Below are 16,874 nucleotides of genomic sequence, written 5' to 3' on the forward strand. Positions count from 1 at the left end.
GACACATAGCCGATGCTGAGGGGCGTGACCATCGCGGTCGCGCCCCTTTTTTGTTGGGCTGGGCACTCATTGGGGACGGGCTTAAATGAGTGCCCAATGAGCAGGTACTCATTTAAGTCTGTCCCCAATGAGTGGGTGGAAGGTTGCGGGTTCTTTACGGGAATGTAGTGTGGGCTGCGGAAACGTCGTTCTTTCCGTACAATAGTTCAACTCGTGTAAACGCAGGGAAGGGACATTCATGGCAGACATGATCGAGATCAAGCATCTCAACAAGTACTTTGGCGACCTGCATGTGCTCAAAGATATCAATCTCACCGTCAAGCGCGGCGAGAAGCTCGTAATGATCGGGCCCTCTGGTTCGGGTAAGTCGACGCTCATCCGCTGCGTCGATTATCTTGAGGAGCCCACGTCGGGCGAGGTCATTATCGACGGCACGCCGCTTACCAAGAAGAATCACCTGGAGATGGCTCGCAAGTACAGCTCCATGGTGTTTCAACAGTTCAACCTGTACCCCAACATGACGGTGCTCGGCAACCTGACGCTCGCGCCCATCAAGCTGCAAAAGAAGAGCAAGGAGGAGGCGACCGAGATCGCCGTCGCCGCGCTCAAGCGCGTCGGTATGGCACATAAGGCCGGTGAGTATCCGCAGAACCTCTCGGGCGGTCAGCAGCAGCGTATCGCCATCGCCCGCGCCCTGTGCACTAAGCAGCCCATCATCCTGTTTGACGAACCGACCTCGGCGCTCGACCCCGAGATGGTCCAGGAAGTCCTGGACGTTATGATTGAGCTCGCGCAGGAGGATATCACCATGATCTGTGTGACGCATGAGATGGGCTTTGCGCGCCAGGTGGCCGACCGCGTCATCTTTATGGAGGACGGCCGCATTCTGGAGGAGGGTACGCCCGAGCACTTCTTCGATAACCCCGAGAACCCGCGCTGCCGCGAGTTCCTGTCCAAGATTCTGCACTAGGCGCGGTGATGGACATGACGGATATGACGAGGGCGGCCGTGTCGCGCCGTCACTTTTTGCAGCTGGCTGGCGCCGGCATGCTTGCGCTGACGGGGACCGCGCTTACCGGTTGCGGCAACTCCACCAGCGGCGAGGGCTCCGACAAGGGGTCCAAGCTTGCGGCCATTAAGTCGCGTGGACATCTGAATGCCGGCGTCAAGAAGGACGTTCCCGGCTATGGCTATTACGACACCGCCAAGGGCCGCTTTGAGGGCATGGAAGTCGATTTGTGCTACCAGATCGCCGCTGCCGTCTTTGGCGTGAGCTACAAGGAGGCCCGCGCCCAGGAGCTTGTCGAGTTTACCGACGTAACGCCCAAGACGCGCGGCCCGCTGATCGATAACGGCCAACTCGACGTGGTCGCGGCGACCTACACCATCACCGACGAGCGCAAGAAGAGCTGGGATTTCTCGACGCCGTACCGCACCGACTACGTGGGACTCATGGTCAAGAAGCGTTCGGGCTTTACCTCGATTGAGGACTTGGACGGCAAGGTCATTGGCGTGAGCCAGGGTGCCACCACGCAGGGCCTGATCGAGCAGATGATCAAGGACAACGGCTTTAGCTGTAAGCCCGAGTTTAGGGCCTTTAGCGGCTACCCCATCATCAAGAGTTCGCTCGATGCCGGCAATATCGACGTCTTTGCCATGGACCGCTCCACGCTGGCCGGTTACATGAACGAGACCGTTGAGCTGCTGCAGCCCGAGGTCAAGTTTGGCGAGCAGGGCTACGGCGTGGCGACCAAGAAGGGCTGCGACCTTTCGGCCGTGGTCGATCAGGTGATTTGCGATCGCCTGGCCGATGGCTGGCTCGACCAAGAGGTCAAGACCTGGGGTCTTGTATAGGCGCATCGTCCAAGGAAGGAATCAAATGCTCGAAGGATTATTTGACGCCGACCGTTGGTCGACGACATTTCAAAACATGGGGCCCTTCTGGGAGGGCTTTGGCGTGACGCTACAGGTGGTCGTTGCCGGTCTGCTGCTGTCGCTGGTGCTGGGCACGTTGCTGGGTGTGTTCTCTACCACCCGTTCGCGCGTGCTGCGCGCCATAAGCCGCGTATACGTGGAGTTTTACCAGAACACCCCGTTGCCCGTGCAGGTGCTCTTTATGTACATGGCTGGTCCGCAGTTTTTGCAGGCCATAACCGGTGCCGACCAGCCGGTGCGCATCGCGCCGTTCGTGCTGGGCTTCTTGGGCGTGGGCCTGTATCACGCGGCCTACATCTCGGAGGTCATCCGCACCGGTATCGAGGCGGTTCCGCGCGGTCAGATGGAGGCGGCGCAGAGCCAGGGCTTCACCCGTGCGCAGGCGTACTGGTACATCGTGCTGCCCCAGACATTCAAGATCATTCTGCCGCCGCTGTGCAACCAGGCACTCAACCTAGTCAAGAACACGTCGGTGCTGGCGCTTGTGGCCGGCGGCGACCTTATGTACCGTTCCGACAACTTTGTGAGTCTGTACGGTTACCTGCAGGGATACATCGTCTGCTGCCTTATGTACTTCATCATCTGCTTTCCGCTCGCCATGCTGGTGCAGTGGCTCGAGCGCCGCTCCAAGGAGCGTCCGCGTGGCGTGAGCCTGGCCGAGCTGGGGCTCGACAACGTAGAGGAGGCCTAGCGCATGGAAATCTTCAACGCGACCAACCTGCTCTACATTTGGGGCGGCTTTGTTAAGACAATCGAGATCTCGGCGCTGTCGATCTTTTTCTCGCTCATCTTTGGCACGGTGCTGGCGCTTGTTAAAAGCTATGCGCCCCGTCCGTTCCGTATTTTGGTGAGCGCCTATATCGAGCTGTTCCGTTGCACGCCGAACCTGCTGTGGATTCTGTTTATCTACTTTACGGTGCAGGGTTTGGACATTGTGATTTCGACCATCGCCTTTACGCTGTTTACCAGCACTGTTATGGCCGAGATTGTGCGCGGCGGTCTCAACTCGATTCCGCGCGGCCAGTTTGAGGCAGCGCAGAGCCAGGGTTTTGGCTTCTTTGCCACCATGCGCTACATCATTCTGCCGCAGACGTTTAAGACGATCATTCCGGCGCTGTTTAGCCAGTGCACGACCGTCATCAAGGACAGCTCGTATCTTTCGGGTATTAACGTGGCCGAGCTCATGTACACGGCAAACGTCGTGATGGCCCACGCAATCGACCTGTCGCAGGTGCTTATGCTCTACGGCCTGGTGTTTGCGATGTACTTTGTGCTCAACTTTGGTATCTCGCTGCTGGTTCGCGCATATCAGAGGCGAATGGTGGCAGCGTAGAATGTGACAAAGGGACTGTCCCTTTGTCACATAGAGAAAGGAATCGCGATGAGCGATCTGGAGAATAAGAAGAATCCTGTGGTCATTACCATCGCGCGCGACTTTGGCGCCGAGGGCCACGAGATTGGTCGCATGCTTGCCGACGAGTTGGGGATTCCGCTGTACGATAACGAGCTGCTGGTACGTGCGTCGCTGCGCGCGGGCGAGTCGCTCGACAAGATGGCCGCCTACGACGAGCGTCTGGCCGTGGAGAACATGGCGTTCCTGCCCGACCGCTACGACGCGCGTTCGTACTCGGACAAGTTGTTCCAGAAGATGAGCCAGGTGATTTTGGACCTGGGCGAGACCGAGAGCTGCATTATCGAAGGCCGCCTGTCCGATTACCTGCTGCGTAACAACCCCAACCACATTGCCGTATTGGTGACCGCTCCTTTTGAGGACCGCGTCGAGATTGTGCGCAAGAAGCGTGGCCTTAATAAAAAGAAGGGCGCCAAGCTGGTCAAGCAGCAGCAGAAGGCGCGCGAGGCGTTCTATAAGCGCTACAGTGCCGGAAAGTGGAAGATGACGAGCGGCAAGGATATCGTCGTCAACCGCGCCAAGCTGGGCCGCGAAGGCTGCAAAGACGTCATAGCCGCTGCCTACCGCTACAAAGTGGCTCAACTCGAAGGCTAGCCGACCAAAAACCACCGCAAAGGGTACAGGCACCTTTGTGGTGGTTTTTGTTTTAGGCCGAGGGGAAGGCCTTGGTGAGACCGGCGCGCGTTTGCGTGTCGGTCTTTTGGTAGATGGAGCTCAGGTGGCGCTGTACCATGCGCATCGAGATGCCAAGCTCCTCGGCGACCTGCTTGAGCGGACGTTCGTCCTGGGTCACGGCTATGAGCACGTCGACTTCGCGCGGGGTGAGAGCGTGGTTGGCGATGAAGGCCTGGCGTTGCTCCTCGACGGTGGGCGCGGCGAGCGCTTCCTCAGCAAGCTGTTGATGTTTGCGCTCCTGCTCGGTTTGGGGCAGGCGGAACAAGCCGGCTGCCACGAATGCCGCGCAGGCGGCGACGAGCAAAACGAGCGCGCCGATCATGATGAGGGCAACGTTGCCCGAGGTCACGAGGGCAAGCGAGATGCCCGATGTGGTGAATGCGCATGCATTGTTGGCGGCGCGTCCCATGCCGGACCAGAGGGCGGGCGCATGCATGCGCGTTGCCAGCTGTGTAAACGTGGCGGTAAAGAACGTGACAAAAAAGCCCGAGCTCAGGTAAAAGACGACAAGGCCCAGGTTGGGATCGGCGCCGGCCTCCACGGCCAGGATGGAAATAGTCGAGAGCACGGCGATGCCGAGCATGACAAGTCCCATGTAGCGGCGCTCGGCAAGATCAAAGATAACACCGGCGGCAAGGCCGCTTGCAGCCAAAAAGAGGCGCGGCCATGCTTGCACGGCAATGGTGCCGTGGGCGTTGGAGAGAGTGACCACGTTGTCGAGGGTCGAGAACAAGCAGGCAAGAATCATGACGAGCGCGATGCTCCAGCATGCCTGTTTGGCGAGGGCGTGAGAGGGCTCAACAAAGGGATTGATACGGGAGTTCGGGCTCTCGGCGGTCTCTTGAGGAACGGCACTGAGGGCAGAGATGATGATTGTTGCGGTGCCCAGGATGATGGGCTCGACGATACTGCCGCAATTGAGCAGGTTGACGGCGAACTGCATCAGGATGCCCGCGGCATAGGCTGCTCCCGCGCCGGTGGCGAGCTTGGAATCGTCTTGGAATGCCAACGAAAAGGCGTGGTGAGCGGCGGCGCCCAGCAGGCCGAGTCCAAAGAACGCCACGCAGCCCAGAATCTCGAGCACTAGCGGGGCTGTAGGGAGCTGAATTTGGGTCAGGCCCACGATGACGATAGGGACGGCGGCGGCGTTGACGGCTGCCAGTGAGTGGCCTTTGCGCTGTGCGAGCCCGAGCAGCGGCGCGTATCCGATAAAGCCGAGCACGCTCGCACCCAGAATAAAGCCCTGTGCGATTACAACGCGTTCGGCACCGGCGAGCAGGCCGACATTGATGTCGAAGCGAAACTCGGCGGAAAGAAAGGCGAAGGTAAAAAGCGCGAGTGCCAGAAGCGCGTTGATTTTAGGCTTGCTTAGGTTCAAGGACGGTCCTTTGGATGGACGAATGATTGTGCCCTCGATTGTAGACCATGGCGGTAGGGGCGGGCCTTTCGGGGGGGGCGGGGTGCGCCTGGCAATCGCATGCTCGTTGCCTTTTGCGCTGGCAGATGCGCCACTTGAGAATTTGTGCCCCGGGATCCGGCTATCTTCCCGTAACATGGTGTTACAGAAGCACCCCTTACGACAAGGAGGCTTACATGCGAAAGCAAATCCATGACAACCCAATCGACCGCGCCCGTGCGTGCTCGCTCTCCCACGGAACATGGCGCCGCGTGGGCGTAAAACTCGCCTGCGCGGGGGCCTGTGTGCTCATGGTCGGCCAGTTGTTGCTGCCGAGCGTGGCGCTCGCCGCCGAGTGGGTCAGCGTCGGCGGCACGCAGTACAACAGGGGCACTGCCGCCGGCGACGATGCCGGAACCTGGTCCTGGGACGGCGCCGACGACATGAAGCTCAACGGCTACGACGGTGCTGGCATCAGTGCTCAGGGAAACCTCACTATCGGCGTGGCTGGCAATAACACCATCACGGCCGACGCCGGGCAGAGTGCCATTGCTGTTAAGAACGGTAGCCTTGCCATTACCGGCGACGGCACCCTGAATGCGACGGCTCAGACCGATGTGATTGCGGCGGAAGGCGACGGCAATGCGGGCGGCGATGTGACCATTAGCGGCGCCAACGTCAACGTGACGGCTTCGGGCGCAGCGGGCAAGGCGACGGGCATTCGCGCGACGGCCGGCAACGTGACGATCGATAAGGGCGCCGATGTCAAAATCGAGGCAAAATCGGCAGAAGGATCTTGGCGTCCAGCGGAGGGCATCTACGGTATCTTTGCCGATAACATTCCCAACAGACACGCTGCTCAGGAAGGCGAGCAGGAAGAGCCGGATTCCGCTTACGAGCGCGGTGCCGATGTCACCATCGATGCCGCCAGTCTGTCGATCAAGACAGCCGATGCCTGGCAGGTTTCCGCGTGCATCAATACGGTCGGTATCAAGAAGAATACCCTCATGAAAATTATCAACGGAGCCGATGTCGCGCTTTCCGCCGGCAGTGCGGCTTCGCTCTCGGCGGGCATCAGCGCACGTTCGCAAGGCGGTGCGGTGTGGATGCTTGTCGAGGAGTCGAATCTTACGTCTCGAAGCCTGTCTGCTGCAAACGGCATCGATGCCGCCCGCAATCAAAGTTTTGGAATCATGGCAGAGGCAAACACCGGTTCAGAAACGCCTCGTATCAAGATTCGCAAATCGAAAATTGAAGCTTCGGGCGCGACTGCGGGAATCTATGCGATCAACCGCAACGTCGCGAATGCGACACTGTTCCGTGCCGCGATGATTGATTTGAGCGTGAACGATTTGCGCGGGAGCGCGACGATTACGACTCCGATGGATGGTGCCGTGCGCGATGTGAAAAAGGTTGTCGATGCAGGGCAATGGCCGAGTTCCCAGAACGGGCAGGTCGTCGGTGTTGCCGGTTCGTCTGCGATTACGGATATCGTCGGTTCTTCTGAGGTCGCCCATGATGTAGTGATTGGTTTTGGAGACGGGCAGGAGCCGGAGCCGACGCCGGACCCCGAGCCGACTCCGGAGCCCGATCCCATGCCAAGTCCCGAGCAGAAGCCTGACCTCAAGCCCGTAGATAAGGACGCAAAGACCACCACGACCGTTGCGACCAAGACTGCTGCCGGAGCCAAAAACACTTCCGGTGTTCTGGCCGCCACGGGTGACAACGCCGCGACGACGGCGGCGGCCCTCGGCATTGCCGGTGCGTCCGTCATCGGCGCCGGCTTCGTCGCGTCCAAGCGCCGCAGCAGCTAGCATTAGCTTTCACAGCCATTTTCATCCGCTGTGTGGGCATAAGTGTCTTCGCGGCAGCTTTTTGTATTTTCGTAGGTAACAGCCTGGGCTCGCATGTACGAACCTAGGCGTACGGGGCCATTTGGCGCATCTTGGTTGTACAGGACCACCGCAAAGGGACAGGCGCCTTTGTAGTGGCGTTAATCCTTCGATTAGGGAGGCCGTTATGAACGGAAGCCACTTTGATAAGCAAACCCAGCGCGAGCGCGCTTGCTCGCTCGTTCACGGTACTTGGCGTTGCGTGGGCGTGAAGATTGCCAGCGTCGGTGCGTGCGCACTCATGATCGTCCAGCTACTGCTGCCGAGCGTGGCGCTCGCGACCGAGTGCGCGGATTCCGCCGCCGCGACGGGCGAGGTTGCCGCGGCTCTGGTGACGCCGGCAGTTGCGGAGGATGCGGCTCCGGCGACCACGCCTGCAACCGACGCTGCTCTGGCGGCACAAACTGTCGCCGAACCTCAGCAGACGACTCCGGCTGACGCCGCCGATGAGTCTAACAATGCGGCACCCGCTGAACAAAACAATCCCAGCGACAACGCCGCCGCGCCGGCAAACGACGCCATTACGTCGCATGGTGTGACCGACGTGACAGATAAGACCGTCGATGGCGTGTTTGCGCCCAATGCGGCCAATATGCTGTGCGAGCAGCCGGTTGATGATTGGCAAACTATCGACGTTATCGAGATTGACGACGCCACCACCATCTTTAGGGCGGGCGATAAACCGGACTTTACGGCAGACACTCCGGCGGGCTCGAACTCCATTCTTCAGTGTGAGTTCTGGACGGGCAGCGATGGCAGTGAAGTGAACTCCGATATATTCTGGGACCGGAAAATCACCAACCACATCGACGCTTTTAAATCTGGTGTGACCTATCGCTATGGCCTGTACTTTAAGCCGGCGTGGGATTTCTTCTTTACGTCTAACATTAAACTGATGGTCAATGGCGTGGAGTGCAGTTATCGGGTGGATAAGGCAAGCGAGCATGCGCCTGTTCCCGGCTTGTTCCGTACGCTATGGCTAATCACCGACCTGACGTTTACGCCCGAGGCTAAGCCGGTCCCGGTCGACCCGGAGATGCCGGCGCCGCAGCCCGAGGTGAAGCCCGAGGTGAAGCCCGAGCAGAAGCCGGGGATCAAACCGGAGGTCAAGCCTGCCGTAACGTCAGCTAAGACGATTACGGTGACCAAAACGGTCGCCAAGGCCGCTCCGGCCGAGAAAGCCGACACCGCCCTGGCCGCCACGGGCGATAGCGCCGCGATGACGGTCGCCGCCCTGGGCATCGCCGGCGCAACCGTTGCCGCGGCAGGCATCGCTGCGACCAAGCGCCGCAAGCGTTAGGTTTTGGCGACGGCGCCCATCCTCGGCTTCAGCACAATCTCAATCTGTAACACCAAGCGGGATATTTAGCCTCTAACTGTTACAGATTTAGATGAACCGTTCGGCCGTCAGCCCAACGTCTTGATCTGTAACACCAGGCGGCATATTTGGTCTCTAACTGTTACAGATTGAGATGCGGCGTGGGCGGCCGGCACAATATCTCGATCTGTAACAACTGCAGGGCTCAACGGACTCCAACTGTTACAGATTGAGACAAAACGACCGGGCAAGTCCCAAACCACCACAAAGGTGCCTGCCCCATCGTGGTGGTTTGGGCGGCCGGCATAGAAAAAGTCCCCGCCGGGCGTGTGCTCGACGGGGACTTTGCCGTTTGGTGGCTAGCGCTGAGGGTGATTACTCGCCCAGCAGGCTCTTGGTGATGGAGGCAGCGGCCTTCTTGCCGGCGCCCATCGCCAGAATGACCGTAGCGGCACCGGTGACGATGTCGCCGCCGGCCCAGATGCGGGGATCGGTGGTCTGGCCGGTCTCCTCGTCGGCGACGATGTAGCCCCACTTGTTGAGCTCCATCTTGCCGCCGATCTTCTTTGCGAAGGGGTTGGCGTTGGTGCCGATAGCCGAGATGGCGACGTCGCAGGGGATCTCCTCGATGGCGCCCTCGATGGGCACCGGGCGGCGACGGCCGGACTCGTCAGGCTCGCCGAGCTCCATCTTCTGGACCTTGACGGCGCACACGGAGCCGTCTTCGCCAGCGACAAACTCGAGCGGGGAGACGAGCGGCAGAACCTCGACGCCCTCGGCCTTAGCATGGTGCAGCTCGGCGCGACGGCAGGGCATCTCGTCCTCGGTACGACGGTAGGCGATGATGGCGTGCTCGGCGCCCAGACGCTTGGCGGTACGGACAGCGTCCATAGCCACGTTGCCGCCGCCAAAGACGACGACGTTCTTGCCGTGCTTGGTGGGGGTGTCGTACTCGGGGAACTTGTTGGCCTTCATCAGGTTCACGCGGGTGAGGTACTCGTTAGCGAAGAAGACGTTGGGCAGGTTCTCGCCGGGGACGTTGAGGAACTTGGGCAGGCCTGCGCCGGTCGCCACGTAGATGGCGTCGAAGCCCTGCTCGAACAGCTCCTCGGCCGTGGCCATATTGCCCACGACGGAGTTGTACTCAAACTTGACGCCCATGTCCTCCAGGCCGTCAATCTCGCGCTTGACGACTGCCTTGGGCAGACGGAACTCGGGGATGCCGTAGACCAGCACGCCGCCGCCGGTGAAGAATGCCTCGAAGACGGTAACGTCAAAGCCGTTGCGGGCGAGCTCGCCGGCGCAGGTGATGCCGGACGGGCCGGAGCCGACGACGGCGACCTTCTTGCCATTCTTGGGGGCCATCTTGGGCGTGGAGGCGAGCTCGGGGCGATCACCCAGGAAGCGCTCGAGCTGGCCGATGGCCACGGGCTCGGACTTCTTGCCACGGATGCACTTGCCCTCGCACTGGTTCTCCTGCGGGCAGACGCGGCCGCAGATGGCGGGAAGCATGGAGTCCTCGCGGATGGTATCGAGGGCGCCGCCGAAGTCCTTCGCGCGGATCTGCTCGATAAAGCGGGGGATGTTGATGTTGACGGGGCAGCCCTCAACACAGAACGGCTTCTTGCAGTTGAGGCAGCGCTCGGCCTCGGCCAGCGCCATCTCCTCGGTGAAGCCCTTGTCGACGGGGCGGAAGTCGCAGGCGCGCTCGGCAGCCGGCTCCTCGTTATCGGGGGTGCGGGGCGACTTCATATCGGCAACGAAACGACCGTTAACTAGTGGCATGCGCAGCTCTTTTCCTCATAGGCCTTGAGGGACGCGCCCTCTTCGGAACGGTAAGCGGCCTGGCGGGCACGAAGGTCATCCCAGTCGACCAGGGTGGCATCGAAGTCGGGGCCGTCGACGCAAGCGAACTTGGTCACGCCGCCCACCTCGACGCGGCAGCAGCCGCACATGCCGGTGCCGTCAACCATGATGGGGTTGAGCGACGCGGTGATGGGGGTGTCGTACTTCTGGGCGGTGAGGGTCGAGAACTTCATCATCGGAACGGGGCCGACGCAGAAGACCTGGCTCACGTCCTTGTCCTGCAGCAGGCGCTCCAGCGGAGCGGTGACAACGCCCTGCTCGCCGTAGGAGCCGTCGTCGGTGGTGATGTGGATGTGGTCCTCGTCGAGGAGCTCGCGGAACTGGTCCTCCATGAGCAGGAGGTCCTTGGTGCGGGCGCCCATGATGGCGTGGACCTCGTGACCGGTCTCGACCAGGTGCTTGGCGACCGGGAAGGCAATTGCCAGGCCGACGCCGCCGCCAATGACGGCGCAGGGGCCCTCGGCCATCTCGGTGGGAACGCCCAGCGGGCCCACGACGTCGCGCAGCGACTCGCCGGCCTCGTAGGTGGAAAGCATCTCGGTGGTCTTGCCGATCACCATGAAGATGAACTCGACCCAGCCCTCGTCACCGTTCCAGCCGGCTAGGGTAAACGGGACGCGCTCGCCCGTCTCGTTGGCGCGAACCATGAGGAACTGTCCAGCGTGCGCATGCTTGGCGATAGCGGGCGCCTCGATGCGGAACTTGAACACCTTCTCCGAGAACTGCGTCTTCTCCAGGATCTTATACATAGAACCCCTCTCTTGTTAGGGCCGCCGAACCGTGCCTCCACGGAAATGGACGGTAGCCCGAATAAAACCGTACGCGCACAGGCGTTGTGCAGACATACGGTGCAAATTATACCCTCATGGACATGCTGTTTACGTGTATCTTCGGCAGGCGGAAAAGTGACCTGCCAAAAAAGGGACAGGTTTATTTTGGTAGGTTTTATCAGGCAAAACGACAAAGGGGGCCGGCCTCGCGCTTTGGTGAGGCCGGCCCCCTTTGGAGCGTTATGCATGTATGGTGGCAGCGTGTTTATTGCAATGCGGCCACCGCGGCGTTTCCGCAGATAAAAGCCGCCAAAATAAACCTGTCCCTAAATGATAGGTTTTAGTGCTTGCCGTTGGCGGAGGCGGCGCCGTTGACGTGGTCGCGGGCATAGATCACGCCGTGCACGATGGCGAGACCCGCGGCGTCGGCGGCGCGGGCGCAGGTGTCCTGGAAGTCATCGGCCTCGCGGGCGCGCAGCTGTTTGAGCACATAGTCTGCCACGGCCATCTTGCCGGGAGGGTTGCCGATGCCGGTGCGGATACGGCTAAAGTCGCGGCTGCCCATCTTGTCGATGATGGAGCGCAGGCCGTTGTGCCCGGCGTGGCCACCGCCCACCTTGACGCGCACGTCACCGGCGGGGATGTCGAGCTCGTCGTGAATCACGAGTAGCTCCTCGGCCTTGATCTTGTACTCGCGGCAGAGCTTGGAGATGGGGCCACCCGAGGTATTCATATACGACTGCGGCTTGACCAGCACGATCTGGCGCTTGCCACCCTCTTCCTCGGGATCGTTGATGTTGATGAGTGCGACCTCGGCGCCGGCCTGGTTTTTCCAGTACGTGACACCGGCCTGACGGGCCAGCTCGTCGATTGCCTTAAAGCCAGCGTTGTGGCGGGTTTCGGCGTATTCCTCGCCAGGGTTGCCAAGTCCGGCAACCATGCGAATCTTAAGCGGCTGTGCAGCTGCCATGTGCTTCCTTTCGTCGATTTATCGTCTGCTATGGTGAGCGACCCCGTTGCCGCTGTCAAATGGAGGGCGATTGAGGTGAGTTGAGGGCGATTGAGGTGAGTTGAGGGCGTTTGAGCGGTTGCAGGAAACCGGGGTGGACAGTTAGTTCAGATTTGTATAAAGCAAGAGGCTCTCGGCTGCCAAAATCGGAGACATGGAGCCGTTTCGGTGCTTTGGGGCGCACGTTTTGCGCTATTTCGAAGCCATTCGAGCCTTTAAATGAGGTGATTGGCCCCGAGATGGCAGCAAAGCGCCTTGAAATAAGCCGTCTGTTTATACAAATCTGAACTAACTGTCCAGCCTTGCTCGGCGATGTTGTCGAGATACGCTTTCTAGACCGGCGCGAGGCCGATTCCGGCCCGAAGAGCGTTGAGCCATGCAGCTTGACGCTTGCGATAGCCCTTGATGCGATAGCGGAATCGAATACCGGCAAGTCGATGCATCGTCTGGGCGAAGGCTTCGAGTGCAACAAGGTCTTTCATTTGGTCGCGATTGATAACCAGAACGTGAACGCCCATGGCTTTAAGGCCGTTGTTGCGGTTTCCGTCGTGGATGCGAGCGTTCTGGAGCTCGTGTCCAATTCCGTTGTATTCGTTGTCGACTCCTGCGGCCGGACAATATAAGTCGCAGATGGCATAGGGGATGCCCGAGGACATGTTGACTGCAAGGGTGTCGAAGTCGATTCGATAGTTGAGCAGCAGACCTCCCATGGGCAGGCTGCAACATCCGAATCCGCCAAAACGCATGGGTGCGCCTAGGACGGCGAACATTAAGGATTCCGCTGGGGATGCGGATCCGGCTCGGGCGAGCCTGACGGCCGTGCGAAACGAGGCGTAGGAGCTGCTTTTGGCAAACTGTGCGACTGCCTCGAGCTCTTTTATGGTTGTAGCAGGCTCGCATTTGTAGTGTGCCTGCTCGTAGCGGGTTTCGTTTTGTTTTTCGGCTGCCGGTTGGTCGCCCTGGCAATCAAGATCGTCCAGCACTTTGAAGCTATCGGCCTTGGGCCACGTGTCGTCATGGGCGATGGGATAGGTTGCCTCGGGCGGGAGGGAGTAAGAGCCGAGTAGCTCCATGAGAAGCATCAGGACCTTGGCTACGGGCTCATTCCTAGAGTACAACATGGCTGTCATGGCGGGAGACGTTGCGTAGATGTCGGCTTCGATGTGCATGATTGCCCCTGCGGGAAGCGGGGCGGTGATGGAGTGCTGGAGAAGGCGTTCGTCGGGGCGTCTGTTGTTACCATCCGCAACAAGGAGGTCTAAGCGCTCGGAGTCGTCTTCGTTCCAGGCATCAAGCATCGAAAGAGCCGCAAAGTCTATGGCGTCTTTATTGGGAACGCAGCCCGCAAGGGCTTGTGCTTGTTGTTCGGCGTTGATGGCGCTCCAGGGAAGCGCAGAGTACACCCGTCGAGCGCGGCGAATTGCGCGGAGGGCGGAGAAATGTGAGATCACGGCGGTCATAGCTATAAGGTACTCAGCCGTTGGCGAAATGATATGGCTGTGCCGTTCTTTTCGCTCAAAGGAGCGTCGTGTGCCGCGGACGGTAGCGCGATTGTGCGAGGGGCCTTGAAAAACGGAGCGCGGGGCGCTGGTTTGGCCTTGAAGGTATGGACCGAGATGGGTGCTGGACAGTTAGTTCAGATTTGTATAAAACGACCGGGGCATTTTGCCATTACTGAAGGGTTCAGTGGGCAAAATGGAGCAAATGACATAGTGAAGACGTCCGCCAGAAGAGAGATTGGCCAATATTATGCCGACAAGAGGGCTTTTGGCGTATCAAGTGACCCGTGTGAGCGCTCAGAAAAATACAAATTTGAACTAACTGTCCAAGGCGGGTTGGCGAGGAATAGAAGGGGGGGTCGGAAGCGAACTTCCGACCCCCTTTGAAACATCAAAGATGATGCGATGTGCGTTGGATTACAGCGCGAAGTCGCCGCCGACGAGCGTGGAGACGGGCTCCTCGTGGTAAACGGCGGAGATGGCCTGAGCGAACTCCTCGGCGACCGAGATGGTCTTAATCTTGCCGCCGACCTCGACGGGAATGGCATCGGTGACGACGCACTCGACGATGGGGGCGTCGTTCAGACGCTCGATGGCCGGACCGGAGAAGATGCCGTGGGTGGCGCACACGTAGATGTCGCCGGCACCCATAGCCTTGAGCTCCTTGACGTTGGCGCACAGGGTGCCAGCGGTGTCGATCATGTCGTCGTTGATGATGCAGGTCTTGCCCTTGATGTCACCGATGATGCCCATGACCTCGGCGGCGTTGTGGCGCGGACGGCCCTTGTGGGCGATGGCCAGGTCGCAGCCGAGCATGTCGGACAGCTTCTTGGCGGCCTTGGCACGACCCACGTCGGGGGAGACGACAACCAGGTTGTCGGTGTCGAAGTGCATGTCGTTGTAGTACTGGCCAAACAGCGGCAGCGCGGACAGGTGGTTAACCGGGATATCAAAGAAGCCCTGGATCTGACCCTGGTGCAGGTCGAGGGTGATGATGCGGTTGACGCCGGCGCGCTCGAGCAGGTTGGCGACGAGGCGGGCAGTGATGGGCTCGCGCGGGCCGGCCTTGCGGTCCTGGCGGGCATAGCCGTAGTGGGTGATAACGGCGGTGATGGAGCGGGCGGATGCGCGCTTGGCAGCGTCGGTGGCGATGAGCAGCTCCATGAGCATGTCGTTGACGTTGCCGCCGGCCACGGACTGAATCAGGAAGACGTCGGCGCCGCGGACGGTCTCGTCGTAGCGGGCGTAAATCTCACCATTGGCGAACTGCTTTAGCGTAAGGCCCGAAAGCTCGACCCCAAGGTACTCAGCAATCTTCTGAGCGAGGGGACGGTTGGAGGAACCGGAATACACGCGGATGGACTTGCGCATATTCTCCGACTTCTCGGGATCATTAATCGGCATTACCCTTCTCCTTTATATCGAATGCCATATAGATGCCTTCTTGCATTGTAACCGCGCGGCGGGGTTTATCGAGTCTTGATAACGTCTTTACCGTCAACGGACACGAACCGACCACTCATCCGGTCGCGCAGGTCAGCATAGAAAAAGGAGCCGTCCCCATGGGAACAGCTCCTTAGATGCTTGATAAAACGTTATACCTCGTCGTCCTCGTGCAGACGGCGGCGATAATCGGCGGCCCAGCCCTCAATATTTACCTGACGGGCACGACCCAGTCCGAGTGCGTCTGCCGGGACCGGCTCGGTGATGACGGAGCCGGCGGCCACGAGCGCGCCGTCGCCGATCTGGGCAGGCGCGACCATCATGGTGTCGGAGCCGATGAAGGCATCCTTGCCGATGACGGTCTTGTGCTTGTGCACGCCGTCGTAGTTGCAGGTGATGGAGCCAGCGCCCACGTTGACGCCGGGGCCCATGGTGGTGTCGCCGATGTAGGACAGGTGCGGCACCTTGGATCCCTCGCCGATCGTGGACTTTTTGATCTCCACGTGCGTGCCGGCTTTGGAGCCGTCGAGCATGTGGGTGCCCGGGCGCAGGTAGGCGCGCGGGCCGCAGTCGACGCCGTTCTCGATGACGGCCTCGATGGCGATGGTCTCGTCGATGACGCAGCCGCTGCCGACGGTGGTGTCGGTGAGGCGGCTGTTGGGGCCGAGCTGGCACTCCTCGCCCACGGTGACGTGGCCGATCAGGTGCGTCTGCGGCCACACGACGGTATCGCGGCCGATAACGGCATCGGGGCCGATCCAGGCCTGCGTGGGGTCGATGAAGGTAACGCCCTCGGCCATCCAGTGCTCGTTGATGCGGTCGCGCGCGATGGCGGTGAGCTGTGCGAGCTGGATGCGGCTGTTGACGCCCAGGCCGTCGCGGTAGTCGTCGCAGTGGAAGATGGAGACAGCCTGGCCGTGGCCTTTGAGGATCTCGAGCATGTCGGGCAGGTAGTACTCGGATTGCGCGTTGTCGTTGCCGATCTCGTTAATGTGGGCGGCGAGCTGCGCGCCGTCAAAGGCGTAGCAGCCGGCGTTGCACTCCAGCAGCGTGGCGGCCTGCTCGGGCGTGCAGTCCTTCTGCTCGATGATGCGCTCGATCTGGCCGTCGTCGCCCAGTTTGATGCGGCCGTAGCCGAAAGGATCGGGCGGGGTCATGGTCATGACGGTGCAGGCGAGCTCGCCGGTGGCGACGGTTTGCGCGAACTTGGCGACGGTGTCGGCGGTGATGAGCGGCAGGTCGCCGTTGAGCACCACGACGGGGCCTTGCGTGATGCCACAGGCCTCGAGTGCGACCTTCACGGCGTGACCGGTGCCCAGACGCTCGGTCTGCTCGACGCACTCGACCTTGGTGGCGCTGTTGGCGTAGGCGCCGTCGATGAGGGCGCGCATCTCGTCGGCGTGGCTGCCGATGACAACCACGACGCGGCTGCAGCCGGCCTTGATGGTAGCGTCGACGATCCACTGGACCATGGGCTTACCCAGGATCTTGTGCGAAACCTTGCAGTGGTTCGACTTCATGCGGGTGCCCTCGCCGGCAGCGAGGATAATTGCGGTTGCGTCCATGTGATCTCCTGTTACGTTATAGAGACGTGTGTTTGGAAACGATACACGGCGCAATATGATACCGCAGGCATATGACGAGCGCGTAACGATTGACG

Annotated in this window: 14 protein-coding genes; 7 read left to right on the top strand and 7 right to left on the bottom strand. The window is 60.5% G+C overall.

Going from position 1 to position 16,874, the window contains the following annotated elements:
- Positions 1-238 precede the first annotated feature (238 nt).
- The 5 genes from DXD39_RS06030 to DXD39_RS06050 are packed head-to-tail and all read left to right on the top strand — an operon-like array spanning position 239 to position 3,940.
- Positions 239-970, top strand: a complete 732-nt coding sequence (locus DXD39_RS06030) for an amino acid ABC transporter ATP-binding protein (RefSeq protein ID WP_117803476.1) — start codon at positions 239-241, stop codon at positions 968-970.
- An 8-nt stretch (positions 971-978) separates the two neighbouring features.
- Complete coding sequence (locus DXD39_RS06035; RefSeq protein ID WP_082435536.1) at positions 979-1,854, top strand: transporter substrate-binding domain-containing protein; 876 nt, start codon at positions 979-981, stop codon at positions 1,852-1,854.
- Positions 1,855-1,879: 25 nt separating this feature from the next.
- Positions 1,880-2,626, top strand: a complete 747-nt coding sequence (locus tag DXD39_RS06040; RefSeq protein ID WP_035136546.1) for an amino acid ABC transporter permease — start codon at positions 1,880-1,882, stop codon at positions 2,624-2,626.
- A 3-nt stretch (positions 2,627-2,629) separates the two neighbouring features.
- Complete coding sequence (locus DXD39_RS06045; RefSeq protein ID WP_117803477.1) at positions 2,630-3,268, top strand: amino acid ABC transporter permease; 639 nt, start codon at positions 2,630-2,632, stop codon at positions 3,266-3,268.
- Between the two features lie 48 nt (positions 3,269-3,316).
- Positions 3,317-3,940 (top strand): AAA family ATPase, encoded by a 624-nt coding sequence (locus tag DXD39_RS06050; RefSeq protein ID WP_055251542.1) that lies wholly within the window; start codon positions 3,317-3,319, stop codon positions 3,938-3,940.
- 52 nt (positions 3,941-3,992) lie between these two features.
- Here DXD39_RS06050 and DXD39_RS06055 read toward each other — a convergent pair whose 3' ends face one another.
- Positions 3,993-5,399, bottom strand: coding sequence for a LuxR C-terminal-related transcriptional regulator (locus DXD39_RS06055; protein WP_158565458.1), 1,407 nt, complete (start codon positions 5,397-5,399; stop codon positions 3,993-3,995).
- A gap of 215 nt (positions 5,400-5,614) precedes the next feature.
- On the opposite strand from DXD39_RS06055, the gene DXD39_RS06060 reads away from it, so the two are divergent.
- Together DXD39_RS06060 and DXD39_RS06065 are read left to right on the top strand one after the other, a co-directional pair.
- The gene (locus DXD39_RS06060; RefSeq protein ID WP_147327463.1) at positions 5,615-7,231 is read left to right on the top strand and encodes an LPXTG cell wall anchor domain-containing protein; all 1,617 of its coding nucleotides are present in this window, start codon (positions 5,615-5,617) and stop codon (positions 7,229-7,231) included.
- A 205-nt stretch (positions 7,232-7,436) separates the two neighbouring features.
- On the top strand, positions 7,437-8,609 hold the full coding sequence (locus DXD39_RS06065; protein WP_117803480.1) for an LPXTG cell wall anchor domain-containing protein: 1,173 nt from the start codon (positions 7,437-7,439) through the stop codon (positions 8,607-8,609).
- 393 nt (positions 8,610-9,002) lie between these two features.
- Here the strand turns inward: DXD39_RS06065 and gltA are convergent, their stop codons facing one another.
- From gltA to glmU, 6 genes are all read right to left on the bottom strand, one after another.
- Complete coding sequence (gene gltA / locus DXD39_RS06070; RefSeq protein WP_022094914.1) at positions 9,003-10,412, bottom strand: NADPH-dependent glutamate synthase; 1,410 nt, start codon at positions 10,410-10,412, stop codon at positions 9,003-9,005.
- Positions 10,403-11,242, bottom strand: a complete 840-nt coding sequence (locus DXD39_RS06075) for a sulfide/dihydroorotate dehydrogenase-like FAD/NAD-binding protein (protein ID WP_117803481.1) — start codon at positions 11,240-11,242, stop codon at positions 10,403-10,405. Before DXD39_RS06075 ends, gltA begins: the two co-directional genes overlap by 10 nt.
- 361 nt (positions 11,243-11,603) lie before the next feature.
- The gene (gene pth, locus DXD39_RS06080; protein ID WP_187364989.1) at positions 11,604-12,233 is read right to left on the bottom strand and encodes an aminoacyl-tRNA hydrolase; all 630 of its coding nucleotides are present in this window, start codon (positions 12,231-12,233) and stop codon (positions 11,604-11,606) included.
- A 371-nt stretch (positions 12,234-12,604) separates the two neighbouring features.
- Positions 12,605-13,732: a hypothetical protein gene (locus DXD39_RS06085; protein WP_117803482.1), complete on the bottom strand. Its 1,128-nt coding sequence runs from the start codon at positions 13,730-13,732 to the stop codon at positions 12,605-12,607.
- A gap of 456 nt (positions 13,733-14,188) precedes the next feature.
- Positions 14,189-15,175 carry a ribose-phosphate pyrophosphokinase gene (locus DXD39_RS06090; protein ID WP_089573682.1) on the bottom strand — a complete coding sequence of 329 codons (987 nt, stop codon included), beginning with the start codon at positions 15,173-15,175 and terminating at the stop codon, positions 14,189-14,191.
- A 191-nt stretch (positions 15,176-15,366) separates the two neighbouring features.
- The gene (gene glmU / locus DXD39_RS06095; RefSeq protein ID WP_117803483.1) at positions 15,367-16,779 is read right to left on the bottom strand and encodes a bifunctional UDP-N-acetylglucosamine diphosphorylase/glucosamine-1-phosphate N-acetyltransferase GlmU; all 1,413 of its coding nucleotides are present in this window, start codon (positions 16,777-16,779) and stop codon (positions 15,367-15,369) included.
- Positions 16,780-16,874 lie beyond the last annotated feature (95 nt).

Source organism: Collinsella sp. TM04-29, assembly GCF_003466565.1.
Lineage (GTDB): Bacteria > Actinomycetota > Coriobacteriia > Coriobacteriales > Coriobacteriaceae > Collinsella.

What these genes read in the sequence shown, in the direction of transcription:
- DXD39_RS06030 (WP_117803476.1), top strand. Translation starts at nt 239, where the DNA reads ATGGCAGACATGATCGAGATCAAGCATCTCAACAAGTACTTTGGCGAC.
- DXD39_RS06035 (WP_082435536.1), top strand. Translation starts at nt 979, where the DNA reads ATGGACATGACGGATATGACGAGGGCGGCCGTGTCGCGCCGTCACTTT.
- DXD39_RS06040 (WP_035136546.1), top strand. Translation starts at nt 1,880, where the DNA reads ATGCTCGAAGGATTATTTGACGCCGACCGTTGGTCGACGACATTTCAA.
- DXD39_RS06045 (WP_117803477.1), top strand. Translation starts at nt 2,630, where the DNA reads ATGGAAATCTTCAACGCGACCAACCTGCTCTACATTTGGGGCGGCTTT.
- DXD39_RS06050 (WP_055251542.1), top strand. Translation starts at nt 3,317, where the DNA reads ATGAGCGATCTGGAGAATAAGAAGAATCCTGTGGTCATTACCATCGCG.
- DXD39_RS06060 (WP_147327463.1), top strand. Translation starts at nt 5,615, where the DNA reads ATGCGAAAGCAAATCCATGACAACCCAATCGACCGCGCCCGTGCGTGC.
- DXD39_RS06065 (WP_117803480.1), top strand. Translation starts at nt 7,437, where the DNA reads ATGAACGGAAGCCACTTTGATAAGCAAACCCAGCGCGAGCGCGCTTGC.
- gltA (WP_022094914.1), bottom strand. Translation starts at nt 10,412, where the DNA reads ATGCCACTAGTTAACGGTCGTTTCGTTGCCGATATGAAGTCGCCCCGC.
- DXD39_RS06075 (WP_117803481.1), bottom strand. Translation starts at nt 11,242, where the DNA reads ATGTATAAGATCCTGGAGAAGACGCAGTTCTCGGAGAAGGTGTTCAAG.
- pth (WP_187364989.1), bottom strand. Translation starts at nt 12,233, where the DNA reads ATGGCAGCTGCACAGCCGCTTAAGATTCGCATGGTTGCCGGACTTGGC.
- DXD39_RS06085 (WP_117803482.1), bottom strand. Translation starts at nt 13,732, where the DNA reads ATGACCGCCGTGATCTCACATTTCTCCGCCCTCCGCGCAATTCGCCGC.
- DXD39_RS06090 (WP_089573682.1), bottom strand. Translation starts at nt 15,175, where the DNA reads ATGCCGATTAATGATCCCGAGAAGTCGGAGAATATGCGCAAGTCCATC.
- glmU (WP_117803483.1), bottom strand. Translation starts at nt 16,779, where the DNA reads ATGGACGCAACCGCAATTATCCTCGCTGCCGGCGAGGGCACCCGCATG.